Below are 24,291 nucleotides of genomic sequence, written 5' to 3'. Positions count from 1 at the left end.
TCAGGTATCCGTGGGGCCCGGGTGTCGGGCCAGAAATTCGTCCAGTTCGGGCGTGGTCGGCATGGCCCCGGCACAACCGGGTTTCGACACGACGATGGACGCACAGGCCGAGCCGCGCAGAACCGCGTCGCGCAAACCGTGCCCGGCAGCGATTGAAGCGAGAAGACCGGCCAGAAAACTATCGCCCGCGCCGTTGGGCTTCACGGCGGTGACCGGGTAGATGCCTGTGCGGACCTCTTGCCCGTCTGCCAGCGTGATGGCCCCCTCGTGACCCATCTTGTAGATCACCATTTTGCCGTTGGCCGCCAGTTCGCGGGCCTTATCCAGGCCCTTTTCGATGCCACCGGCCATGAATCCGAATTCTTCATCATTGCCGACGATCAGATCGCTTTCGTTGCCGGCGCGGCTCAGAACTTCTGAGGCGACGTCCGGCGACGGCCAGCTATAGGGGCGGTAATCAATGTCGAAGATCACCGGCAGGCCTGCGGCGCGAGCGTTTTCGAACGCGCGGAACGTGGCCGAGCGGGAAGGCTCCGCCGCAAACACCGTACCCGCGGTGATCAGGGCCGAGAATGCGCTGTAGTCGACCGCGTCCATATCCGCCTCGGTCACCTGAAAATCAGCGGCCCCGTTGCGATAGATGACGTTCTGGAAATCCTCGATACAGCTTTCATAAACGGCGAGCGAGGTGCGTGCCTCGCCCCCCACGGCGCGGATGAAACGGGTATCCACACCGTAATCCTGCAGCCGGTTCACGCAGAACCGCCCAACTGCGTCGTCCGAGACCGAGGTGATCAGCGCCGCTTGCGACCCCAGCTTGACCAGCCCTGCACAGATATTGGCGCTGGAACCGCCGAGATCGGCACGAAACACCTGTGCGTCTTCGCTTTTGGTCCCGACCGGATCGGCGAACATGTCCATCCCGGCCCGGCCAAACACGGCAAAGCGATTACCTTTTATTCCATCGATCAGAGTCACTTGCGCCCCTCGGTATTGCCTGCCCGCGCGGCGTCCAGCACCTCGGGGTAGGGATAGTTCAGACCCAGCAATTGCCGCATGTCAGGGCTGGCCTGATCAATGAAATCCTGCGGCAGGGCGGCGGGCATATCCTCCATCGGTTTGACCCATTTGGGCAGGTACTGGATCAGGATCGCGCTGCGGTCGTGATCTGCCTTGTTCGGCATCGCGCAATGCCACGTCACGCCATAGAACAGAGCTACATCGCCCGGCTCTCCGGTCATCTGTTCGCACTTGTCGTAGAACTTGTCTGCCGGCGTCGGATACCGCAGTTCCTTCTGCGATCCAGGTACATAACCGGTTGCGCCGCTTTCCTCAGTGAACGGGTCCAGCAGGACCGAGACCTGCGCGTTCATCGGAAACGAACCATTCAGGCCAACAGGATGCGTTTCGGGGCTGTGAAAATCCCAATAGGGGTAATCCACATGCGGCTCTTGCCCCGGCCCGCCGGGCAGGATGCGATTGGCGGCGATCGAACCCATGATGAACTCGGTCCCCAGAAACTTGCGCAGGATTTTCATCAACACGGGATGCGCCGCCATGCGTGAGAACACATCTCCTTTGGCCAGCAGATTCCAGACCCGGCGTTGCAGGTTCAGCTTGCCGTCCTCTTCGGCGGCTCCTTGAAAATGCGTCACCTTTTCGGCTGCCACTTCGGAATGCTCCATGACGGTAGCGCGCGCTTCGGCGATCTCTTCAGGTGTAAAAAGGCCCGAGATGGCAACCGCACCGCCGCCGTTCAGCAGCTCATCGACGATGACGTCAGGATCGGCTGTTTCTGCTGTGAACCGTCTCATCACACCCCCTTACGCTGCTTTTCACGCGTGGATTCCCATTCAACATGGGCATCGCGGACCTTCTCATCTGCCGAGGTGTGGGGGGTTCCGACCTCCCACCAGGCGTGGCCTTCGGTTGTCCAACCCTCATAGGCGTCCACATCCATCGCGATCACATAGGTTTTGTCGCTGGCCTTGGCGCGCTTGAACGCTTCGGCCAGTTCTGCCGAGTTCGCGACTTTTTCGCTGGTGGCTCCCATCGAGGCCGCATGGGCCGCGAAATCGACGCCAAAGGCTTCGGGGATGGTGGGACAATCCTCCAGCAGGTTGTTGAAGCTTTCATTGCCCGTGTTGTTCTGCAGCTTGTTGATGACCGCAAAACCGCCATTGTCCAGCACCAGAACGATCATCTTCTTGCGGCTCAGAACCGAGGAATAGATATCTGAATTCAGCATCAGGTAAGAGCCGTCGCCGCAGAAGGTGATGGTGTCTTTCTCCGGCTCCCGCTCGGATTGGGCAATGCGCGCGCCCCAAGCGCCTGCGATCTCATAGCCCATGCAGGAAAAGCCGAATTCCACATCGACCGTGCCGATATCCAGTGTACGCCAGTTGGCGGTGACTTCTGCGGGCAGGCCCCCGGCGGCGGCGACCACGCGGTCGCGCGTGTCACACAGTTCGTTCACTACGCCTATGGCCTGTGCGTACGAACTCGGACGGTTTCCGTAGGTGACATTCTCTGCCACATAGGCATCCCACTTGCGCCGCTCGTCTTGTGCCAGTGAAACCCAATCCGATGGGGTTTTGTAGTCAACGGCCTGTGTCAGAGCCTGTATTGACAGCTTGGCATCGCCAACAACCGGGAGCGACATATGTTTGCCCGCATCATGTCGCGCCGCGTTGATCGAGATGAACTGAGCATCCTTGGCAAAAGCCGTCCACGACCCGGTCGTGAAATCCTGCAGGCGCGTTCCGATGGCGACAATCACATCGGCCTGTTCCGCAATGGCGTTGGCGCTGTCTGATCCGGTCACACCAATCGGACCGATATTCAGCGGATGAGTCGCCAGCATATTGGCGCGGCCCGCGATGGTTTCGACGACTGGGATCTGATGCTTTTCGGCAAAATCGGTCAGCTCGGCCACGGCTTGCGAATATTGCACGCCGCCACCTGCGATGATCATCGGGCGTTTCGCCCCAGCCAGAGCACTTGCCGCGTCTGCAATTTCATCCGCATCGGGCGACTGGCGGCGAATGCGATGCACCTTTTTCTCAAAGAACTTCACTGGGTAGTCGTAGGTCCAGCCCTGCACATCCTGCGGCAACCCAAGGAATGCAGGTCCGCAATCGCCCGGGTCCAGCATCGTCGCAATGGCGGCGGGAAGGGATTGGATCACTTGCGCCGGATGGGTGATGCGGTCCCAATAGCGGCTGACCGGCTTGAACGCGTCATTCAGGCCGAAGGTCGGATCGTTGAAATTCTCCATCTGCTGTAGAACAGGATCGGGTAGGCGGGTGATGAAGGTATCCCCGCACAGCATCAGCATCGGTAGGCGGTTGGCATGGGCCAGACCAGCAGCCGTCAGCAGATTCGCAGTGCCAGGCCCCGCACTGGCAGTGCAGAACATGAATCGCTGACGCAGCCATTGCTTGGCATAGCCCGAAGCGGCGAACCCCATGCTTTGTTCGTTCTGTCCGCGATACAGCGGCAGCTCATCCCGCACCGTATTCAGCGCCTCGCCAAGGCAGGTCACATTGCCATGGCCGAAAATCCCGAAACCGCCGCCACATAACCGATATTCCTGCCCGTCGATCTCGATGAACTGGTTCGATAGCCAGCGAATGATCGCCTGCGCCGTTGTCAGGTAAACAGTGTCGTGTTGCGCGGGCATGTCTGCGGGCTCCTTTAGGAAAATTGCGGTGCTGTGTCGAATGCAGCTTGCGAGAGTCCTATTCTCACGATACAAGTTTTGCAACCGGTTGCAAATGGTTTTCAAGAAAAAGCGGAGGAGGGCGTCGGAATGGCAGAGATCGGCATTGGCATTCTGGGCGGCGGATATATGGGCAAGGCCCATGCGGTTGCCATGACCTCGGTTGGTGCCGTGTTCAACACGGGCCTGCGCCCCCGGTTGGAGATGGTGTGTGCGTCCTCGCCCGAAAGCGCCGAGCGGTATCGTCAGGCCTACGGTTTCGCTCGCGCGACCGACGATTGGCAGGCGCTGGTGAACGATCCCAAGGTCGAGGCCATTGTGATCGCGACCCCTCAGGAAACGCACCGTCAGATCGCTCTGGCGGCTCTCGCACTGGGCAAGCCGGTTCTGTGCGAGAAACCTCTGGGCGCGTCGATGGAAGATGGCGATGCCATGGTGAAGGCAGCCGAGGCCTCGGGTGTCGCCAACATGGTCGGCTTCAATTATATCCGCACGCCCGCCAGCCAATACGCCCGCCAATTGATCGCGGACGGAGAGATCGGCGATGTCACATGGTTCCGCGGCGAGCACACCGAGGATTTCTATGCCGACCCGCAGGCCCCCGCCACCTGGCGCACGACCGGAATGTCAAACGGGACGATGGGCGATCTTGCCCCGCATATGATCAATGCCGCGCTGGCTTTGATCGGACCGATCAAACGCGTAATGGCAGAGGTCGAGACCGTACACAAAACCCGCCCGGGCGGTGAGGTAGACAACGACGATCATGCCCAGATGATGGTGCGCTTTGCCAATGGAGCGATGGGGTCGATGTATTTCAGCCGCATCGCGACCGGGCGCAAGATGGGCTACGCCTATGAGATCAGCGGCACCAAGGGTGCGATCCGCTTTGATCAGGAGGATCAGAATGCATTGTGGCTCTATCGCATGGACGGTCCCGAGGCTGAACGTGGCTTCCGCAAAATCCTGACCGGCCCCGCGCACCCCGACTATGAGCCGTTTTGCCAAGGGCCGGGCCATGGCACCGGCTATCAGGATCAGATCATTATCGAAGCGCGCGACTTCCTGCACGCGATCGAGACAGGTGAGCCGGTCTGGCCAACCTTCCGCGACGGGCATGAGGTCAACCGGATCGTCGCTGCGGCGCTGGCGTCGTCGGCGGATGAAAGCTGGAAAAACATCGAAGATTTCTGAGCATCGGAGACACGACAAGATGAGCATCAGAATTGGCAATGCGCCCTGTTCCTGGGGCGTGGAATTTGCGCAGGACCCGCGCAACCCGCATTGGAAATCCGTTCTCAGCGAATGCGCTGCGGCCGGGTATAAGGGCATCGAACTGGGCCCGGTGGGGTTCATGCCCGAAGACCCCGCGATCCTTGCCGACGCGCTGGCCGAGCATGATCTGGAACTGATCGGCGGCGTGGTGTTCCGCAACTATCACGACCCCGACGCGTGGGAGGATGTGCTGGACGCCACCCACCGCACCGCCCGCGCCCTGAAGGCGCATGGTGCGCAGCATCTGGTGCTGATCGACGCGATCTCACCCCGTCGCGCGCCGACCGCTGGCCGTGCGGATGAGGCCGAGCAGATGGACAAGGCCGAATGGACGGCCTTCCGGGATCGCCTTGCCGAAAGCGCGCGCATTGGGGCTGAGGAGTATGGGCTGACCGTGGGCATGCACGCCCACGCGGCAGGCTTCATGGATTTTGAGCCCGAGTTGGAACGGCTGCTGGATGAGGTGGATGAAAGCCTGCTGAAAATCTGCTTCGACACGGGCCATCATTCGTATGCTGGCTTTGACCCGGTAAGCTTTATGCAGCGCTATGTTGGCCGAATCTCATATATGCACTTCAAAGATATCTCACCGACCGTAAAGGCGGATGTGATCGCCAATCGGACAGGTTTTTACGATGCCTGCGGGCAGGGGATCTTCTGCAATCTGGGCGAGGGGGACGTGGACTTTCCGACCGTGCGTCAGGTGCTGCTGGATGCAGGATTCACCGGTTGGTGCACGGTCGAACAGGATTGCGACCCAACGCTGGATCCCGACCCGGTCGGCGATGCACGGAAGAACCGTGAATATCTTGAATCCATTGGTTTCAGCTAAGGAGGTCCAGCGCATGGCCAAGTTAAAATGGGGCATGATCGGCGGCGGAGAAGGCAGCCAGATCGGGCCGGCGCACCGTCTGGGCGCACTGGCAGACGGGCATTTCGAACTCACTGCCGGAGCGTTGGATCACCGACCCGATATCGGGCGCGAATATGCGCAACGGTTGGGCATCGAGGCAGATCGGGCCTATGGCGACTGGACTGAGATGCTGGCAGGTGAGCGCGGGCGCGACGACCGCATTGATCTGGTCACGGTAGCGACGCCAAACGCGACACATTTCGAGATCACCAAAGCCTTCCTTGAGGCCGGGTTCAATGTACTGTGTGAAAAGCCGATGACCATGACGGTGGAGGAGGGCGAAGAGATCGTCAAAGTCGCCGAGAAATCCGGCAAGATCTGCGCGGTCAACTACTGCTATTCCGCCTATCCCATGGTACGGCAGGCCCGTGCGATGGTGCGCGCAGGTGAGATCGGCAAGGTCCGTCTGGTCGTCACCAATTTCAGCCACGGCCATCACGGCGACGCCACCGACGCGGACAATCCGCGCGTCCGATGGCGCTATGATCCCGCGATGGCGGGCGTGTCCGGCCAGTTCGCCGATTGCGGTATCCATGCGATGCACATGGCGGGGTTCATTGCGGATGATGAGGTCGAAACCCTGTCTGCCGATTTCGCATCGACCATTGGCAGTCGCGAGTTGGAAGATGACGCCATGGTCAACTTCCGAACCGCAAAGGGCGCGGTTGGGAGGCTCTGGACGTCCTCGGTGGCCATCGGTCGCCAACATGGGTTCGACATTCAGGTGTTCGGAGAAACCGGCGGCCTGCGCTGGGCGTCCGAGCAGCCGAACCAGTTGATCTATACGCCCGTCGGTGGGCGCTTGCAGATCATCGAAAAGGGTGAGGGCGGGTTGCATGAAGATGCGCAACGTCTCAGCCGCGTGGCGATTGCGCATCCCGAGGGGTTCCCGCTGGCGGTTGCGAATATCTACTGCGATCTGGCCGATGCGATTGCCGGAGAACTCCGCGACGGGTTGCCCAATGCAGCAGACGGAGTGCGGTCGATGGCTGCGGTGCACACTGCGGTTGCGTCTGCCAAGCAGGGCAGCGCGTGGATGGATGCCCGTCCGCCGATGTTCCGTTAACCTTCAGGCACGGGGCGCAATGTGCCCCGTTCCACCACCGAGCAGGGGAAAATGCGCGCCTCGGGATAGCGGTCGGATTCCTGCAGGGTCGCCACCATAAGCTCAATCGAAGAGCTGACGATCTGTCTGATCGGCTGATGAATGGTGGTGAGGTCGATGTTCTCCCACCGGGCCATCTCCATATCGTTCAGACCGATGATGCCGATATCGTCAGGCACGTTCAGGCCGCTGTCCAATACCGCCGACAGGACACCGATGGACAGCACATCGTCGCCGCAGAAATAGGCCTCGGCCCGTTCGGATTGCAGCAGGCGCAGCATTTCCCGTCGGCCCGCGTCGAACGAGTAAGCCTCGGCGAAAGAGCAGGTCACAGTGATCGCAGGGTGCAGCGACATCTCCGACATGAAACCCGCATGGCGATCCTGCGTTGATGTTGCGGCTTCGGGCCCGCCCAGAAAGGCCACTTTGCTATAGTCGCGCGCGACCAGTTCACGAGCGGCCATGCGCCCGCATTCCACGTTGTCGATTCCAACCACATGCACCTGCGGCGACGATGATGACCGGCCAAAGCTGTGCACCACCGGCACGCCCGCATCGCGGAATGCCTTGGCAAAGCCCGGCGGCAGGGTCGAGGATGCCACGACCACGCCATCAACCGAATACTGACGCAGCATCCGAACCGAATTTTCGGGCTCAACCTCATCGGTGAGGTTCACCAGCAAGGGGCGCAGACCGCGATCCTGCAGACCTCGGGTGAAAAGGTCGAAGACCTCAAGAAAGATGGGGTTGTGAAAGTTGTTCGATACCAGTCCGATCAGCTTGGTGCGCCCTGTCGTCAGCGACGAGGCCAGCGCGTTTGGACTGTATCCCAATTCCCGCGCGGCCTTCTCGACCTTGCGGCGCATCTTGTCGGATACCGAGGCCCCGTCCGTGAAAGTGCGCGACACGGCAGACCGGGATACACCCGCGCGTTCTGCAACCTCTTTCAATGTGACAGCCATGATCCGCCTGACCTTCCCGCGTTTGGTGATAGCCCTCTTACCCTTAATCTCGGGCAGTTACAGTATGAAACAGGTTCAATATCTTTTGCAACCGGTTGCAAAATTTTGACGGATGTGCTCTAACACGACTCGGAGAGGTGCGAAGGACAGCCTCAATCCGCGATAACATGAGTTTTTGGGAGGACATCATGACATCACTGACGAAGAAGCTGGCGCTGGCGGCGGTGGTCGCTGCGACGCCGCTGATCGCAGCCACAAGCGTTGCGGCGGAGGGCGAGAAGTACATTCTGGTCAGCCACGCCCCCGATAGCGACAGCTGGTGGAACACGATCAAGAACGGTATCGCGCTTGCGGGCGAGCAGATGGGTGTCGAGGTTGAATATCGCAATCCGCCCACTGGTGACCTGGCCGACATGGCGCGGATCATCGATCAGGCGGCGGCTTCGGGCCCCAACGGGATCATCACAACGCTGGCGGATTATGATGTGCTGAGCGGCCCGATCAAATCTGCTGTGGATGCGGGTGTGGACGTGATCATCATGAACACCGGCACACCGGATCAGGCCCGTGAAGTGGGCGCGCTGATGTATGTGGGTCAGCCCGAATATGACGCCGGTTTTGCGGCGGGCCAGCGGGCCAAGGGTGACGGCATCGGCTCGTTCCTGTGCGTGAACCACTATATCGTGCAGCCGTCCAGCCAGGAACGCTGCCAGGGCTTTGCGGATGGTCTGGGCATCGAACTGGGTGATCAGATGATCGATGCCGGTCAGGACCCCGCCGAGATCAAGAACCGCGTGCTGGCCTATCTGTCGGCCAACCCGGATACCGAGGCGGTTCTAACGCTTGGCCCGACCTCGGCTGACCCGACCATTCTGGCGCTGGAAGAAAACGGCATGGCCGGTGACATCTATTTCGGCACCTTCGATCTGGGTGGCGAGATCGTCAAAGGCATCAAATCCGGCGTAATCCAGTGGGGTATCGACCAGCAGCCCTTCCTGCAGGCCTATCTGCCGGTTGTTGTGATGGCGAACTACCACCGTTACGGCGTTCTGCCCGGCAACAACATCAACTCGGGCCCCGGATTCGTGACCGCAGACGGCCTGACCAAGATCGAAGAATTCGCTGGCGAGTACCGCTAATTCTTGCAACGCGGGTGCCCTGCCAAAGGGGCGCCCGCTGACAGTTTTCTGACGCAAATCACTGTTTTTATCGGAGGAGCGCTCTCATGGGCGAGTCTGCTCAAAACACGACGTTAACCGACGAACGGATCAAAGAGATCTCGCCCTTGCGCAAGGCCTTGATCCGGCCTGAACTGGGCGGGATGGTCGGTACCGTTGCGGTCTTTACCTTCTTCCTGCTATTCGCCTTCGACAGCGGCATGTTCAACGCCCAAGGGATGATGAACTGGTCGGTTGTCTCGGCGCAGTTCATGATCATCGCGGTCGGCGCGTGCCTTCTGATGATCGCAGGTGAGTTCGACCTGTCCGTCGGATCAATGATCGGCTTTTCCGGCATGATGATCGCAATCTTTTCAGTCACGCTCAGCTGGCCGGTATGGATGGCAATCATTGTCACCTTCGCCATGGCCGTCGCCATCGGAGCGCTGAATGGCTGGATCGTGGTTCGGACCGGGCTGCCCAGCTTCATCGTGACGCTGGCCTTCCTGTTCATCCTTCGCGGCTTCACCATCTTCCTGCCGCAGGTGATCGAGCGCAAAACCATCATTGGCGGTGTTAAGGACGCGGCCGAAGGCGATTGGCTGGCTCCGATCTTCGGCGGCAAAATCCTGCAAGGCCTGTTCCAATGGCTGGGCGACGCCGGGATCATCGCTGTGTTCGAACGCGGCACCCGCGCCGGTCAGCCGGTTGTGGACGGTGTACCCATGCTGATCGTCTGGGCCATCGGGTTGATCATCTTTGGTCATGTGCTGCTGACCAAGACACGGTTCGGTAACTGGATTTTTGCCTCGGGCGGGGATGCCGAGGCAGCGCGCAACTCAGGTGTACCTGTGAACCGGGTCAAGATTCTGATGTTCATGTTCACCGCCTTCTGCGCCACCGTCTTCGCCGTGTGTCAGGTGATGGAGTTCGGATCGGCGGGCGCCGACCGGGGTCTGCTGAAAGAGTTCGAGGCGATCATTGCCGTGGTCATCGGCGGCGCGCTTCTGACCGGAGGCTACGGCTCGGTTCTGGGGGCGGCGCTGGGCGCGCTGATCTTTGGCGTGGTGCAGCAGGGTCTGTTCTTTGCGGGCGTCGAAAGCTCGTTGTTTAGGGTCTTTTTGGGCGTAATCCTGCTGGGGGCGGTAATCCTCAACACCTATATCCGCCGCATCATCACAGGGGAGCGTTGATATGAATCCCGAACATGCACCCATTATCCAGATGAAGAACATCGAAAAGCATTTCGGCAGCGTGATCGCGCTGGCGGGGGTCTCGGTGGATGTGTTCCCCGGTGAATGCCACTGTCTTCTTGGCGACAACGGCGCGGGCAAGTCGACCTTCATCAAAACCATGTCGGGCGTGCATCAACCCACGCACGGAGAGATCCTGTTTGAAGGCAAACCCATGCACTTCACCGATCCGCGCGATGCGATCGAGGCCGGGATTGCGACGGTGCACCAGCATCTGGCGATGATCCCTTTGATGTCCGTGTCGCGCAATTTCTTCATGGGGAATGAGCCTGTGAAGAAGATTGGTCCGATCAATTTCTTCGATCATGATTATGCCAATACCGTCACGATGGAAGAAATGAAGAAGATGGGTATCAACCTGCGCGGTCCCGATCAGGCGGTCGGCACCTTATCGGGCGGTGAACGCCAGACCGTCGCCATCGCGCGCGCAGTTCACTTCGGGGCCAAGGTTCTGATCCTGGACGAACCGACCTCGGCGCTTGGTGTACGTCAGACGGCCAACGTGCTGGCCACCATCGACAAGGTGCGCAAGCAGGGCATTGCGGTCGTTTTTATTACCCATAACGTTCGCCATGCGCTGGCGGTGGGGGATCGTTTTACGGTGCTCAACCGTGGTCAGACGCTGGGCACGGCACAGCGTGGCCAGATCACCCCCGAAGAGCTGCAGGACCTGATGGCCGGTGGTCAGGAAATGGTCGAGCTTGAGGGCAGCCTTGGCGGCACCGTCTGATCCTATCACACCCCGCCGACGGCTTTGGCGGGGTGGCTATTTCTTTTCAAAGAACAGAATGACCTCGCCCAACCGCACGCCAAAACGCGAGACATAGGCTCTGTTCAACAGACGATCATCGGACAACAGCCATATCCAGTCATCGAAATCGACCCGCATGGTGCCGTCCTTGACGGGCAGGTCAATCTTGTATTTCCAGTTGAACGTATCGCCCCGCTCGATACCGCCGGCGGTGCCCAGAACACCGGGGGCGGTGCCGGTCCAGGTGTCTTCGCCGGTCTTGGTCAGGGTCCAGACGCGCTGCTCGGTCGCGCCGTCGTCATAGACGAAATCCTCGACCAGCGTCAGCGTTTCTCCATCCCATGTGCCGTCTATCTCGACCGTAAAGCGGCGCGGGACGTTGCCCAGCACATCCTGAAACTGGCCATAAGCGACCGTCTTGCCCTCAAAGAACTCTTCAAGGTTCAATTGGCGATCTGACAGGAAGGTCTTTGGGATGCGCGGTTTGGCCGAGCAGGCGGCCAGCACGACAAGCCCTGCGAGCACGACAACCGCAATAAGAGTGCGGCGGGCAATCATTGCAGAGGCCTCAGTTCAGAGTCTGTATCGTGGCCGTTTGCACCATGCAGATGGGCCGATTTCACCTCGGGTGCCGGACGCATCGTGGCGACCAGTTCAGCGACCTTGATCCCGAATTTGCGCATCTCGGACCGGTTCATGATCGCGCCGTTTTCGGTCAGATACATCCAGTCGGTCACATCCAGCGTGTGCCCGCCCGCATCCTCGGGCAGGATGATCCGATAGGTCAGCTTTACGGTCGCGCCCGAGATCACTCCCTTGCCCTCACCCACGATATCATCCGCCGTCGCGGTAAATGTGTTGCCGGTGCCCATTGTCAGGTACCATTTGCGGGTCATCTGCTTGCCGTTGGAATAGGTGAAATACTCGGACAGTGTCCCGGTATTGCCGTCCCAGTCGCCCACCATACGCGCGACAAAGCTGTTCGACATCTTGCCATTGGGGCCATAGATCAATCCTTCGGACAGGATTTCCCCGTTCAGGTTATCCTTCAGCGAGAATTCGGGCCCGGTGCCGCTATAGTCCGACGGTGATTGCGACCGGAAACTAAGGAACCGGTTCTTTACGGCAAACAGCGCAAAAACGGCGAGTAGACAGATCAGGAGCGTTTTCATTTGGCAGAGACCTCCGTCGGGAGCGTCAGGACCATGCCAAACGCTCCGAGTTTCAGAATGCAGGGCAGTACCGCATAGGCGAGGGTGAGCGTGTTCAACGCCTCAGCCGAATTGGCCTGCCCGGGCGTGAAACCGCTGCGTTCCAGCAGCGGCAGAGTGAAAAAGGCGGCCAGCGCCAGTCCCAGCTTGCCCGCAAAGGACCAGATGCCGAAGGCGGCGGATGCGTTCAGCCCCGCGCGGGTTAGAACGACCGAGAACATGGCGGGCAGGACCACCATATCGGCGCCCAGAGCCGCCCCCGAGGCGAGGCAGATAAGGGCGAAACCCACCAGGTTTCCGGGGGCCAGAAGCGCAGCCCCGACAAAGCCCAGTATGGCCAGCGGCATCGCGATAATCAGAGTCTGTTTCGGGCCAATTCGGTTGCTGAGCTTGGCCCAGAACGGCACGCTTAGCCCCGCGCTGAGGAAGAACAGGATCAGAAGCGGTCCGGCTTTTCCGGGCAATTGCAGCCGGTCCTCGACAAAGAACAGAAACAGGGTCGAGGTGATTGCCACAGGCAGGCTGTTCACCAGTGCCAGAACGAGCAGTCGCAATGCCCCGGCTTGTCCCAGCCCTGAAAACGACAACGCTTGTCCGGTGACTGGACTGCGCCTCCACATCGGCAGGGTCACGACCAAGGTCACTACGGCCAAAATGCCAAGGAAAAGGCCGAAGGCCGGGTATCCCTGCGCGCCGGCCCCAAGCGCCACGAACAGGGCGGGTGCGGCGGCGGCGATGACGACGCCGGTCAGTTGCCCGCCCTCGCGGAAGGCGGCGAGTGTCATCAACTCTTTCGGACTGGCCTCTTTTGCCAGTGTCGCACTGCGCCCGTAAAGCAGGATGGTGCCAAGGCTGTAGGCCGAGAACAGCAGGATCAGAATAGACACTAATGAGGGGATACTTGCGCCCTCAGGCAGCCCGAAGAGCAAGGGAAACCCGATCGCCAGACCCAGCGCCGCGGCGGCTGCGAATTGCATCTGTCGAGCTGGCCAGCGGTCAATCGCCCAACCGATCAACGGGTCCTGCACCAGATCAACCAGTCGTATGACCAACAGCACGGTACCGATGACCCCCAAACCTATGCCAAGGTTTACCGCCGCAAAGCGCGGCAGGTGGATGTAAAGCGGGATGCCCGCCGCAGCCAGCATCAGCGCATACAGGCTGACCCGCGGATACAGCATCAATTCCCTCGCAACGCCTGCGTGAAGGCGGCAGAGCGCGTGTTTTCACCCAGAAAGATCGACATGAAGCTGCGTTTTATGCCCGGATAGGACATCGTGCACAGCTTTTGCCCGTTCAGCCAGAATTCAACCTTGTCAGGCCCTTGCGAGATCGCCAGATAGCGGTCGCCCTTGCGGACCGCGTTGAAACAGACCTCAAGCTGATCGCGCACAGGGGCGGCGCGTCCGATGCGCTTCATCTCGTCCAGGGTCGAGTTGATCAGCGCCTTCTTCGTCACATTGCGGCGATAGAGCAGCTCAAGGCCGAAATCGTCGCTCCACTTCAGCGGCGCACCGCCTTTGGTGAAGAGTTGCGCATCGTATAGTGGAAAACCCAGATAGCGATAAGTGGCGGTACCGCGCAATTCAGCATCGTTGAGGACACCAAACACGGGCGACGCCGCCAACCCGCCCGGTGTCAGCAGCGCAAGCGACAGCAAAGCCGCGCCAAGGTTAAGCCGAGGCAGGAACGGCCGGTTCTTCGTCAGAAATGCCATTGTCAGCTCCGATGATTTGCGGGGTGCCGGTGATGCGCTCGACAACATGCATCGCGCTGGCAATCCCGTCTTCGTGAAAGCCGTGCCTGTTATAGGCACCGGCAAACCAGGTTCGGTTCTGTCCCTGCATCTCGCGGATTTGCCCTTGTGCGCGCAGGGCGGCTTTGTCGAACACCGGATGCGCGAATTCGACCTGATCATAGATTTTGTCCGCGGGAATCTCTGAGGCGGCGTTCAGCGTCACAAACAGCGGATCGCTGTCGGGGATATTCTGAAGCCGGTTCATCCAATATGTGACCCCAACATTGCCCTTTTGCGAGCGATAGGTCCAACTGGACCAGCAGGCGCGCCGCCGAGGCATCTGCCGGGGATCACAGTGAAGGATGGCTGAGTTCGGTTGATATTTGATCGCGCCAAGCGCGGCTTTCTCATCTTCGGTCGCCGCATCGCCGAGAATGGCGAGGGACTGATCGGAATGGGTAGCCAGAATGATCTCATCAAACAGATCGGCTTCGCCGCCCGCGTGCACTGTCACGCCCAGATCGTGCCGTTCGATCCGCTGAACGGGCGAGGCCAGACGAATGTCGGCCCCCCGCGCGCGCAACGCGGCCTCGATCCGGCGCACATATTCGATGCTGCCGCCCTTGACCGTGTACCACTGGTGCTGATTGGCACGTCCCGAAGCCAACAGCGCATGGTTGCGGAAGAACTGCACCAGCGAGCGGGCCGGGAACTGATCGACAAACTCGACCGGCGTTGACCAGATCGCGCCACACATGGGCATCAGGTAATTGTGCCGGAACCAATGGCCGAGGCGCAGCTGATCCACCAGCTCTCCGATCGTGGTGTCATCGTCCTGTGCAGCTTCGGGCGCTTCTTTGCCGAAGCGCAGGATGTCGGCGATCATCTTATAATAGGCGGGCCGCGCAAGGTTGCGTTTCTGCGCTGTCAGGGTGCGCAGGTTGTTCAGCCCGTATTCGATGCGGCCATTGTCTATGGTTGCGCCAAAGCTCATTTCGCTTTTGGTGACGGGGACGTTCAGCTCATCGAACAGCCGGGTCAGGTAAGGATAAGTGGCATAGTTGAACACGATAAAGCCGGTATCGACCGGCTGATCACCATTGCGGCCTGCCATAACCGTGCGGGCGTGGCCGCCCAGTCGGGGCTCGGCCTCGAACACGGTGATATCGTGGTTTTCAGAAAGGTAATAAGCTGCGGAGAGACCTGAAATGCCTGCGCCAACTACTGCGATTTTCTTGCGTACGCCCCGGGTTTCGTCGAACATTCCATCCTCGTTAATCGGCATTTTACAATGGGATACGTAGGATATGAGGCACCGGATCAATCGGCGTAGAAGTTTTTCGCAGGCGCACTATGTTGTGATGTCTGGTTACATGCAGCCCAAAACCAACCAGGCTTCGTGATCCAACCGTATTGTTGGGTCGTACATCCCTCAGCAAATCATGAATGGCCCGGGTATGAGCAGCTTTGACGGAAAAACCTACTGGATCATCGGTGCGAGCGAAGGCCTTGGCCGAACGCTGGCCGAAAAGCTGAGCGGTGCAGGTGCGCATCTGATCCTGTCGGCCCGCAATCAGGATCGGCTGACCGACATCTGCAACACCTTGCCCAATGCGCGCGCGCTACCGCTGGATGTGACGGACCTTGGCACTATCCGTGATGCTGTGGCTGCGGCTGGCGCGTTTGACGCGCTTGTCTACAACGCCGGTGCCTATGAGCCGATCAGCACTGCGTCCTGGGATACCGAAGCCGCTTTGATGATCAGCGACGTCAACTATACCGGTGCGCTCCGGGTTTTGGGGGAAACGGTACCGGATTTTGTGCGCCGGGGTCGCGGGGACATCACTCTGATCGGGTCTCTGGCCGGGTATCACGGCCTGCCCAACGCGATCTCTTACGGAGCCAGCAAAGCGGCGCTGATTTCTTTGGCCGAGACCATGCGCCATGATCTGGCGGGCACTGGCGTGACCGTGCGCATCGTCAATCCGGGCTTCATCAAGACCCGCCTGACCGACAAGAACAGTTTCAAGATGCCTATGCTGATGACGCCCGAGGACGCCGCCGACCGCGTTCTGCGCGCCATGTCCCGGCGCCGCTTCCGTACCGATTTCCCGGCCCCGTTTTCTTGGGTGGTTCGCCTGATCGACTATTTGCCCGATATTCTGGTCTATCGTGGCAAGTGACGTCAGCCGCAGCTGAGCCTTTGGATCACGCCCGCCCCATTCACGAACACGTTCAACCTGTCGATGCGGTAATCCTGCGTTGCGATGCCGTCTGGGCCCAATATGCGTGATCGCTCGGGCAATTGGGTCTGAATGTCCGAGAGTGGCTGGCCCACAGCATTGGCAAAGGGCTCTCCTTCGCAAAAGGCCAGATCAACGGGCGAAGTCGCGGGCCCGGGTGGCGTAGTCACGGGTCCAGTGGTCTCGGCGCAGGCGGCCAACAGGCACAGGATTGGAATAAATCGGTGCATTGGCGTTCCTTTTTAAGGCAATGTCGTTTCTGAAATATCAAAGCTTTAGCCAACCTGTCACGAAAGCGCAGTTGAAAACACCCTGTATTTGACGCAGGGTCGGGGCAAATAAGACAGGGAGACAAGCCATATGCGTACCCGTGCTGCCGTCGCCGTTCAGGCGGGCAAACCTTTGGAAGTGATGGAGGTGAACCTCGAAGGCCCCAAGGCGGGTGAGGTTCTGGTCGAGATCAAGGCCACCGGCATCTGCCACACCGATGAATTCACCCTGTCGGGTGCCGACCCTGAGGGTCTGTTCCCCGCCATTCTGGGCCACGAAGGCGCGGGCGTGGTGGTTGAGGTCGGCACCGGTGTGACCAGCCTGAAGCCGGGCGATCACGTGATCCCGCTTTACACTCCCGAATGCCGGGAATGCGAATACTGCCTGCATCCCAAGACCAACCTGTGTCAGGCGATCCGCTCGACGCAGGGGCAAGGGTTGATGCCCGACGGAACGTCCCGCTTCTCGACCTTGGATGGTGATCCGATCCTGCACTACATGGGCTGCTCGACCTTCTCGAACCATACGGTTCTGCCCGAGATTGCGCTGGCCAAAGTGCGCGAGGACGCGCCGTTCGACAAGATCTGCTATATCGGCTGCGGCGTGACCACCGGTATCGGAGCCGTCATCAACACCGCCAAGGTGGAAATCGGCAGCCGCGCCATCGTGTTTGGTCTGGGTGGTATCGGTCTGAACGTCATTCAGGGCCTGCGTCTGGCCGGAGCCGATCAGATCGTTGGCGTCGATCTGAACCCGGCTAAGGTCGAGATGGCCACCAAGTTCGGCATGACCGATTTTGTGAACCCCAAAGAGGTCGAGGGCGATCTTGTCCCCTATCTGGTCGATCTGACCAAGGGCGGCGCGGATTACACCTTTGACGCCACCGGCAATGTGGGCGTGATGCGCGACGCGCTGGAATCGGCGCATAAGGGCTGGGGTGAATCGATCATCATCGGCGTGGCCCCGGCCGGAGCTGAAATCTCGACCCGTCCGTTCCAGCTGGTGACCGGTCGGTCTTGGCGCGGTACCGCCTTTGGTGGCGCGCGGGGTCGGACCGACGTGCCGAAGATCGTGGATTGGTACATGGAAGGCAAGATCGAGATCGACCCGATGATCACCCACACCATGGGGCTGGACGACATCAACCACGGCTTCGACCTGATGCATAAGGGCGAAAGCATCCGCTCGGTGGTTGTGTACTAAGGTTCTAGACTGGCTGAAATTGCCATTGCGGCGCGCTGTTTGGCGCGCCGTTTGTCATTCTCCGGGCCGCGTTGCGCCGGTATCCGAGCGCGGAGACCGCACACGCAGAACCGGGGTATTGGCCGATGTGTTGGCCCGGCTCTCGCGCCAGACCACGAAGACGCCCGAGGCGATGATGATGCTGGCCCCGACCGCGACCCAGATATCGGGGTGTTCATCAAAGAAGAGGACGCCAAAGATCGTGGCCCAGATGATCTGGCTGTACTGGCTGGGGGCAACAACCCCGGCGGGCGCAGCACGATAGGCGAGGATGATCAGGTGTTGCGCGATGACCGAAAACACGCCGACCAGCGCCATCATCGCCAGATGCAGCAGCGAGGGTGGTTGGTAGATGGCAGGTTGCGCGACGCTCATGACCACGATGGCCAGCAGCATGGGATAGAGGATCAGCACGGCAGACCGTTCTTCATTCCCGATCTTGCGTACTAAAACCGAGGCGAAGGCGCTGCAGAACGCCGCCGTTAGCGCTGCGAGATGGCCTAGTGTGATGTCTGTCGCCCCCGGGCGCAGAACGATCAGAACGCCGATCAGGCCGACGCCGACCGCGGCCCAGCGCTGGGCGCGGACGACTTCGCCCAGTATCGGGATCGAAAGGACCGTCACAATCAGCGGGAACGAGAACAGCAGCGAATAGACCTCGGCCAGTGGCAGGGCCGAGAAGGCGTAGAAGGCGCAGGACATTGCGGTGATCATCAGAGCCGAGCGCAGCAGGATCAGCCACGGGTGACGGGGGACGAAGTTGCCGGTTGTCCGGTCGGCCAGAATCGTGACCGCCATCGGGACAAAGGAAAACAGAGTTGCAAAAAAGATGATCTGCAGCACCGAATAGGTGCCGCCCAGCACTTTGATCAGCACGTCATGGGTGGCGAAAACCGCAAATCCAAGAAATGCAAAGCCCAGCCCGCGCAGGGTCGTGTCTTGAGCGCTCATGTCAGAGGCCTCGGTGAGTTTGGGGTGTTACGGCCTGCTTAGACCCAAAACACGGGCACGGATAGAGGAAATTTTACCGCTAACATTTCTGGCGGGCAGGGTTGCAGAAATTGCAATGCGCAGGAAACGGGTCGAGGCTGTGGCCCCTCGCGCTCATGATCGTCTGAGAAAAAGGAGACGCATCATGCACAGAATATCCGCCCTTCCTACCGATCAGGTTCAGGCCTATCGCAACGGCGCGCAAGATGGCTATGACAACCCGCCCGAGCGGGCGATTTCGAACGGGGCCGGGAACCCCTGTCGCCACTGTCTGACCTATATTCCCGAAGGCAAAGAGATGTTGGTGCTGGCCCACAGGCCCTTTCCCAAAACGCAGCCTTTTGCCGAAACAGGACCGATTTACCTGTGTGCAGAACCATGCCAGCGGTATGATGCGTCCATGGATTTGCCTCAGGCGTTGACCGACTCTGCCAACTACCTGATCAAGGGATACGGGGCGGATGATCGGATCGTTTACGGAACCGGCATCATCACGCCGCAGGCGCAGTTGCAGGATGCCGCTGAGGCAATCTTTGCTCGCGCCGAGGTGGCCTATATCCACATCCGGTCAGCTCTGAACAACTGTTATCACGCGCGGATAGACCGAGGCTAAAGCTTGACGCGGTGCATTCCCCGGTGCGGCTGATCGGGGTCGTCCGCAGGCAGATCGTCGGACCGGCTTGAGGTCAGCGCGAGGAAGACGTCTTCCAGATCGGCCTCTTCGGTGCGCACGTCGCGGATGCGGATACCGGCTTGCCGCACCGCCTCGAGCACCTGTTCGGCGCTGGTCTGGTTGCTGTGATACTGCAGCACCAGATCGCCATCGTCGCGTAGCGCGGCGGTCACATCTTCGGCATCGGGCAAAGTCTTAATGGGCGCGTCGGGGACGATCACCATGGTGCGGCTGTCCATGCGGCCCAGCAGGTTGGCGGTGCTGTCCTGCGCGACCTTCTCGCCCTGATTGATGATGGCGATCTCGTCGCACATTTCCTGCGCTTCTTCCAGGTAATGGGTGGTCAGGATGATGGTCATGCCCTGTTCGTTCAGCTTGCGCACGTTGGCCCACAGCATCTGCCGCAATTCGATATCGACGCCCGCCGTGGGTTCATCCAGCACCAGAATCTGCGGGTGATGCACCAACGCCTTGGCCAGCAGCAACCGCCGCCGCATCCCGCCCGACAGCGTGCGCGCATAAGCCTCGGCCTTGTCGCTGAGGCCCACCAGCTCGAGAATCTCGTCGCTGCGGCGTTCCGCTTTGGGTACGCCATAGAGGCCGGCTTGAACCTCCAACGCGCCGCGCGGGGTGAAGAAGGGATCTAGGTTCAGTTCCTGTGGCATCACGCCGATGGCGGCGCGCGACTGGCGCGGGTTGCGGTCCTGATCATAGCCGCAGATCGAAACATGCCCCGAGGTCTTGACCACAAGCCCCGCCAGAATGTTGATCAGCGTCGATTTCCCGGCCCCGTTCGGCCCCAGAAGCCCGAAGACCGAACCGCGCGGCACCGTGAGGTCAACCCCCTTCAGCGCCTGCTTTTCGGGTTGGCCCTTGCCGCCGCGATAGGTCTTGCGCAGCCCCTCGATCCTGATTGCCGCATCGGCCATGTGGCTCTTGCCCCCGGTTTGCTCATCGCTCATAAACGCACCTAATACATGCCCGCGAGGCCGACAACCGAAGAAGGATCGCCAGCCGTGACCATCGAAGCGCCGGAAACCAAGATCGTGGAAACCTCTCGCGTCGCCTGTGACGGTGGCGAAGGTGCGTTGGGTCACCCGCGCGTCTGGCTGCAAATCCCCGAGGATACCGGCTGGGTCGAATGCCCGTATTGCGATTGCAAATACGTTCTGAAAGGGCGTGAAAGCTGATCGGGCCCGTGTGACCGGGAAGGACAGAGGATGCTGTTTGCAGCCAGGACCATCGACCTTTCCGACCAGCAGCCTATCGCAAACGGCACCGTCCGCAGTGTCTATGAGTTTCCCGGTCATCCCGATCTGCTGATCAAGGTGTTCACCCGTGCCGAGGATCGCGTTTCGCATCGCTGGGGCAAGAGGCTGGCGTGGACGCTGGTGCCAAGCGCGCGCTATCGCAGCACTTTGAAGGAAATCGAATGCGAGCTGCGCGTGGCGCTCAAGTTGGGCGCTAAGATCCAGGACTCACCCTTGTCGCGCATGCTGGGCGTGGTGCAGACCACCCAAGGTCCCGGTGTCGCCGTCGAGCGGATAGGCGGGCCGGACGGGGCGCTTGCGCAAAAACTCAGCCGGTTTGCGGGCCGGGAACGGATGACCCCTGCGATCCTCGCGGATCTGAACACTTTTGTCGCAAAACTGTTCGATCTGCAGATCGTTGCCCGCGACGTCAAGCGATCAAATATCGTCTATGGCATGCGTAGCGAGGCCCCGGCCTTTTTCCTGATCGACGGCTACGGAGAGCGCAACTTGGTCCCCTTGCGCAGCATGTCCAAACGTCTGAATGATCGCTCGCTCAGCAAACAATTCGCGGTCATCGCCCAGAAATCCGGGCTGGTCTGGGACCCGTCGCAGCGCAAATTCTTGAACCGCTGATGGGGGCATGAGCGGCCTCGTCTTTTGCCATCGCATTCGGTACAACTTGGCGCAACCCAGCGCAGGAGCCCTCGTATGACCCAGACCCAATTCGGAAAAGGCTGCCATCTCCATCTGATTGACGGATCGGCCTTTATCTTCCGTGCCTACCACGCGTTGCCACCGTTGACGCGTAAGTCGGACGGGTTGCCGATTGGGGCGGTTTCGGGGTTCTGCAACATGCTGCAGAAATATGTCGAGGGGAATTCCGGGCCGGATGCGCCGACCCATGTGGCGGTGATCTTCGACAAAGGGTCCCATACCTTCCGCAACGATCTGTATGACCTCTACAAAGCCAACCGCGAGGCGATGCCCGAGGACCTGCGCCCACAGGTGCCGCTGACCCGCGAGGCGACGCGCGTTCAACATCGCCTGCAAAGAGCTTGAGGGCTATGAGGCCGACGACATCATCGCGACGCTCGCCGTTCAGGCCCGAGAGGCCGGGGGGCGTGTGACCATCGTCAGTTCCGACAAGGACCTGATGCAGCTGGTGGGCGACGGTGTCGAGATGCTGGATGCGATGAAGAACAAGCGCATCGACCGCGATGGGGTGTTCGAGAAGTTTGGCGTTGGTCCCGAACGCGTGGTTGATGTGCAGGCTCTGGCCGGGGATTCTGTGGACAACGTGCCGGGCGCTCCGGGGATCGGGGTTAAGACGGCGGCGTTGCTGATCAACGAATACGGCGATCTGGAAACCCTGCTGGACCGCGCCGAAGAGATCAAACAGCCCAAACGCCGCCAGACCCTGATCGAAAAACGCGACCAGATCGAGCTGTCGAAGAAGCTGGTGCAACTGGACGAACAAACGCCGCTGGATTTCACGCTGGACGATCTTGAGGTGCGCGACCCGGAACCCGACGTCCTGCTGGGCTTTCTGGCCGAGATGGAGTTCCGCACCCTCACCAAACGTATCGCCGACAAACTGGGGGCTGAGGCCCCGGTCATTGCTGACGCGCCCGCACCGGTCGCCGAGGCAGAGGAGACCGAGGCCCTGTCTTTTGATGCGTCGAAATACGAATGCGTGCGGGACGTAGGGGCTTTGCAGAAATGGATCGATCAGGCCTATGAGCGCGGCTGGGTTGCCGTGGATACCGAAACGACCGGCCTGAACGAGATGATCGCCGATCTGGTCGGAATTTCACTCTGTATCGAAGCCGGAGAGGCCTGTTATATCCCGCTGACCCACCGCGACGGATCGGCGGATGATCTGTTCGGCTCGGATGCGCTGGCCGAGGGGCAGATGTCGTTGGATGAGGCTCTAACACAGCTGAAACCCATGTTCGAAGACCCCTCGATCCTCAAGATCGGGCAGAACATGAAATACGATGCCAAGATTTTCGCGCGCTATGGCATCGAGGTGGCCCCGATCGATGACACGATGCTGATGTCTTACGCCATGCATGGCGGTGAGCATGGGCACGGCATGGATACTCTGTCCGAGCGTTACCTCAGCCACACGCCGATCCCGATCAAACCGCTGCTGGGATCGGGCAAGTCTGCGATCACCTTCGACAAGGTGCCGATTGACGAAGCCACGGCTTATGCCGCCGAGGATGCGGATATCACGCTGCGCCTGTGGAAGCTGTTCAAACCGCAGCTGCATCAGGTGCAGGTGACGACCGTTTATGAGACACTGGAACGTCCCCTGGTGCCGGTTCTCAAGGAAATGGAGATGCACGGCATCAAGGTTGACCGCGATGTCCTGTCTCGAATGTCCAACGCATTTGCCCAGAAAATGGCCGGGTTAGAGGCTGAAATCCACGAACTGGCCGGTGAGAATTTCAATGTCGGCTCGCCCGCCCAACTGGGCGAGATTCTGTTCGACAAGATGGGGCTTGAGGGCGGCAAGAAGGGCAAGACCGGCAAGTATTCGACCGGGGCTGACATTCTTGAGGACCTTGCCACCGAGCATGAACTGCCGCGCCGGGTGCTGGATTGGCGGCAGCTGTCCAAGCTGAAATCGACCTACACGGATGCGCTGCAGACCCATATCAACCCGGATACGGGCCGGGTGCACACGTCTTATTCGATCACGGGGGCCAACACGGGCCGTCTGGCCTCGACCGATCCGAACCTGCAGAACATCCCGGTGCGGACCGAGGAAGGGCGGCGTATTCGTGAGGCGTTCATCGCCGAGCCGGGCAATGTCATGGTCAGCCTTGATTATAGCCAGATCGAGCTGCGCATTCTGGCCCATATCGCCGATATTTCGACCCTGAAACAGGCGTTTGCGGATGGGTTGGACATTCACGCCATGACCGCATCCGAGATGTTCGACGTGCCGCTGGATGAGATGACGCCGGAAATCAGGCGACAGGCCAAGGCGATCAACTTTGGTGTGATCTACGGCATCTCGGGCTTTGGTCTTGCGCGCAACCTGCGCATTCCGCGGGCCGAGGCGCAGGGCTTCATCGACCGCTATTTCGAGCGCTTTCCCGGCATTCGCCGATATATGGATGATACGATCGCTTTTGCGAAAGAGCATGGCTATGTGCAGACGCTGTTTGGCCGCAAAATCCATACACCCGAGATCAATGCCAAGGGCCCGCACGCGGGGTTTTCGCGTCGGGCGGCGATCAATGCGCCGATACAGGGGACCGCAGCGGACGTGATCAGGCGCGCGATGGTTCGAATGCCGGACGCTATCCACAGCTTGCCCGCGAAAATGTTGCTGCAGGTCCATGACGAATTGCTGTTCGAAGTGGCCGAGGATGCGGTGGATCAGACGATCTCGGTTGCGCGCGCGGTGATGGAGGGCGCGGCGGACCCGGCGGTCAAGCTGGATATCAAGCTGGTGGCCGATGCCGGACAGGGCGCAAACTGGGCCGAGGCGCACTAGGCGCCGCGCCGCTCATCAGGCCC

At 60.2% G+C, this 24,291-nt stretch carries 23 protein-coding genes and 1 pseudogene; 12 read left to right on the top strand and 12 right to left on the bottom strand.

Annotated elements, in window-relative coordinates; translation table 11 throughout:
• From iolC to iolD, 3 genes are read right to left on the bottom strand one after another with little or no spacing between them, the layout of a single operon-like run.
• Positions 1 to 978, bottom strand: coding sequence for a 5-dehydro-2-deoxygluconokinase (gene iolC / locus ACR3EN_RS04910; RefSeq protein WP_480824096.1), 978 nt, complete (start codon positions 976 to 978; stop codon positions 1 to 3).
• Positions 975 to 1,814: a phytanoyl-CoA dioxygenase family protein gene (locus ACR3EN_RS04905; protein WP_480824098.1), complete on the bottom strand. Its 840-nt coding sequence runs from the start codon at positions 1,812 to 1,814 to the stop codon at positions 975 to 977. The genes iolC and ACR3EN_RS04905 overlap by 4 nt, the downstream gene beginning before the upstream one ends.
• Positions 1,814 to 3,682 carry a 3D-(3,5/4)-trihydroxycyclohexane-1,2-dione acylhydrolase (decyclizing) gene (iolD, locus tag ACR3EN_RS04900; protein WP_480824100.1) on the bottom strand — a complete coding sequence of 623 codons (1,869 nt, stop codon included), beginning with the start codon at positions 3,680 to 3,682 and terminating at the stop codon, positions 1,814 to 1,816. Before iolD ends, ACR3EN_RS04905 begins: the two co-directional genes overlap by 1 nt.
• Positions 3,683 to 3,811: 129 nt before the next feature.
• On the opposite strand from iolD, the gene ACR3EN_RS04895 reads away from it, so the two are divergent.
• From ACR3EN_RS04895 to ACR3EN_RS04885, 3 genes are read left to right on the top strand one after another with little or no spacing between them, the layout of a single operon-like run.
• Entirely contained in the window at positions 3,812 to 4,915 is a 1,104-nt protein-coding gene (locus ACR3EN_RS04895; RefSeq protein ID WP_480824102.1) for a Gfo/Idh/MocA family protein, read from the top strand.
• 19 nt (positions 4,916 to 4,934) lie between these two features.
• Positions 4,935 to 5,828, top strand: a complete 894-nt coding sequence (locus ACR3EN_RS04890) for a TIM barrel protein (protein ID WP_480824104.1) — start codon at positions 4,935 to 4,937, stop codon at positions 5,826 to 5,828.
• Positions 5,829 to 5,841: 13 nt separating this feature from the next.
• Positions 5,842 to 6,975 carry a Gfo/Idh/MocA family protein gene (locus ACR3EN_RS04885; RefSeq protein ID WP_480824106.1) on the top strand — a complete coding sequence of 378 codons (1,134 nt, stop codon included), beginning with the start codon at positions 5,842 to 5,844 and terminating at the stop codon, positions 6,973 to 6,975.
• Here the strand turns inward: ACR3EN_RS04885 and ACR3EN_RS04880 are convergent.
• Positions 6,972 to 7,976 carry a LacI family DNA-binding transcriptional regulator gene (locus ACR3EN_RS04880; RefSeq protein WP_480870919.1) on the bottom strand — a complete coding sequence of 335 codons (1,005 nt, stop codon included), beginning with the start codon at positions 7,974 to 7,976 and terminating at the stop codon, positions 6,972 to 6,974. The genes ACR3EN_RS04885 and ACR3EN_RS04880 overlap by 4 nt on opposite strands.
• A 188-nt stretch (positions 7,977 to 8,164) precedes the next feature.
• Here ACR3EN_RS04880 and ACR3EN_RS04875 point away from each other — a divergent pair, with 188 nt between their 5' ends.
• From ACR3EN_RS04875 to ACR3EN_RS04865, 3 genes are all read left to right on the top strand, one after another.
• Positions 8,165 to 9,115, top strand: a complete 951-nt coding sequence (locus ACR3EN_RS04875; protein WP_480530105.1) for a sugar ABC transporter substrate-binding protein — start codon at positions 8,165 to 8,167, stop codon at positions 9,113 to 9,115.
• An 86-nt stretch (positions 9,116 to 9,201) separates the two neighbouring features.
• Positions 9,202 to 10,326, top strand: coding sequence for an ABC transporter permease (locus tag ACR3EN_RS04870; protein ID WP_480522168.1), 1,125 nt, complete (start codon positions 9,202 to 9,204; stop codon positions 10,324 to 10,326).
• A gap of 1 nt (position 10,327) precedes the next feature.
• Entirely contained in the window at positions 10,328 to 11,116 is a 789-nt protein-coding gene (locus tag ACR3EN_RS04865) for an ATP-binding cassette domain-containing protein (RefSeq protein WP_480522169.1), read from the top strand.
• A gap of 36 nt (positions 11,117 to 11,152) precedes the next feature.
• Here the strand turns inward: ACR3EN_RS04865 and ACR3EN_RS04860 are convergent, their stop codons facing one another.
• From ACR3EN_RS04860 to ACR3EN_RS04840, 5 genes are read right to left on the bottom strand one after another with little or no spacing between them, the layout of a single operon-like run.
• Positions 11,153 to 11,695 (bottom strand): DUF3833 domain-containing protein, encoded by a 543-nt coding sequence (locus ACR3EN_RS04860; RefSeq protein ID WP_480824111.1) that lies wholly within the window; start codon positions 11,693 to 11,695, stop codon positions 11,153 to 11,155.
• Positions 11,692 to 12,309: a DUF3833 domain-containing protein gene (locus tag ACR3EN_RS04855; protein ID WP_480824113.1), complete on the bottom strand. Its 618-nt coding sequence runs from the start codon at positions 12,307 to 12,309 to the stop codon at positions 11,692 to 11,694. Before ACR3EN_RS04855 ends, ACR3EN_RS04860 begins: the two co-directional genes overlap by 4 nt.
• On the bottom strand, positions 12,306 to 13,529 hold the full coding sequence (locus ACR3EN_RS04850; protein WP_480824115.1) for an MFS transporter: 1,224 nt from the start codon (positions 13,527 to 13,529) through the stop codon (positions 12,306 to 12,308). Before ACR3EN_RS04850 ends, ACR3EN_RS04855 begins: the two co-directional genes overlap by 4 nt.
• On the bottom strand, positions 13,529 to 14,065 hold the full coding sequence (locus ACR3EN_RS04845) for a hypothetical protein (RefSeq protein WP_480824117.1): 537 nt from the start codon (positions 14,063 to 14,065) through the stop codon (positions 13,529 to 13,531). Before ACR3EN_RS04845 ends, ACR3EN_RS04850 begins: the two co-directional genes overlap by 1 nt.
• A complete protein-coding gene (locus tag ACR3EN_RS04840) occupies positions 14,022 to 15,350 on the bottom strand; it encodes an NAD(P)/FAD-dependent oxidoreductase (protein ID WP_480824119.1) in 1,329 nt (442 codons plus the stop codon). Before ACR3EN_RS04840 ends, ACR3EN_RS04845 begins: the two co-directional genes overlap by 44 nt.
• A gap of 193 nt (positions 15,351 to 15,543) precedes the next feature.
• On the opposite strand from ACR3EN_RS04840, the gene ACR3EN_RS04835 reads away from it, so the two are divergent.
• Positions 15,544 to 16,269, top strand: a complete 726-nt coding sequence (locus ACR3EN_RS04835) for an SDR family NAD(P)-dependent oxidoreductase (protein ID WP_480824121.1) — start codon at positions 15,544 to 15,546, stop codon at positions 16,267 to 16,269.
• 2 nt (positions 16,270 to 16,271) lie between these two features.
• Here ACR3EN_RS04835 and ACR3EN_RS04830 read toward each other — a convergent pair whose 3' ends face one another.
• Complete coding sequence (locus ACR3EN_RS04830) at positions 16,272 to 16,559, bottom strand: I78 family peptidase inhibitor (RefSeq protein ID WP_480824123.1); 288 nt, start codon at positions 16,557 to 16,559, stop codon at positions 16,272 to 16,274.
• Between the two features lie 130 nt (positions 16,560 to 16,689).
• Between ACR3EN_RS04830 and ACR3EN_RS04825 the strand changes: the two genes are divergently transcribed.
• The gene (locus tag ACR3EN_RS04825; RefSeq protein ID WP_480918394.1) at positions 16,690 to 17,802 is read left to right on the top strand and encodes an S-(hydroxymethyl)glutathione dehydrogenase/class III alcohol dehydrogenase; all 1,113 of its coding nucleotides are present in this window, start codon (positions 16,690 to 16,692) and stop codon (positions 17,800 to 17,802) included.
• A 54-nt stretch (positions 17,803 to 17,856) separates the two neighbouring features.
• On the opposite strand, the gene ACR3EN_RS04820 is transcribed toward ACR3EN_RS04825, so the two are convergent.
• Positions 17,857 to 18,792, bottom strand: coding sequence for a DMT family transporter (locus tag ACR3EN_RS04820; protein ID WP_480824139.1), 936 nt, complete (start codon positions 18,790 to 18,792; stop codon positions 17,857 to 17,859).
• 184 nt (positions 18,793 to 18,976) lie between these two features.
• On the opposite strand from ACR3EN_RS04820, the gene ACR3EN_RS04815 reads away from it, so the two are divergent.
• Positions 18,977 to 19,444 carry a DUF1203 domain-containing protein gene (locus ACR3EN_RS04815; protein WP_480824141.1) on the top strand — a complete coding sequence of 156 codons (468 nt, stop codon included), beginning with the start codon at positions 18,977 to 18,979 and terminating at the stop codon, positions 19,442 to 19,444.
• On the opposite strand, the gene ACR3EN_RS04810 is transcribed toward ACR3EN_RS04815, so the two are convergent.
• A complete protein-coding gene (locus ACR3EN_RS04810; protein WP_480870701.1) occupies positions 19,441 to 20,433 on the bottom strand; it encodes an ABC transporter ATP-binding protein in 993 nt (330 codons plus the stop codon). The genes ACR3EN_RS04815 and ACR3EN_RS04810 overlap by 4 nt on opposite strands.
• A gap of 87 nt (positions 20,434 to 20,520) precedes the next feature.
• On the opposite strand from ACR3EN_RS04810, the gene ACR3EN_RS04805 reads away from it, so the two are divergent.
• The 3 genes and pseudogenes from ACR3EN_RS04805 to polA all read left to right on the top strand — a co-directional run bounded on the left by ACR3EN_RS04805 (position 20,521) and on the right by polA (position 24,268).
• Positions 20,521 to 20,694, top strand: a complete 174-nt coding sequence (locus tag ACR3EN_RS04805) for a zinc-finger domain-containing protein (RefSeq protein WP_480824143.1) — start codon at positions 20,521 to 20,523, stop codon at positions 20,692 to 20,694.
• Between the two features lie 30 nt (positions 20,695 to 20,724).
• Positions 20,725 to 21,390: a YrbL family protein gene (locus ACR3EN_RS04800; RefSeq protein ID WP_480824145.1), complete on the top strand. Its 666-nt coding sequence runs from the start codon at positions 20,725 to 20,727 to the stop codon at positions 21,388 to 21,390.
• A 75-nt stretch (positions 21,391 to 21,465) separates the two neighbouring features.
• Positions 21,466 to 24,268 (top strand): annotated as a pseudogene (polA, locus tag ACR3EN_RS04795) (DNA polymerase I).
• Positions 24,269 to 24,291: the final 23 nt, after the last annotated feature.

Source organism: Ruegeria sp. G7, assembly GCF_056535465.1.
The sequence above is the reverse complement of the archived record's forward strand: the minus strand, read 5'-3'. Positions and strand labels throughout refer to the sequence as shown.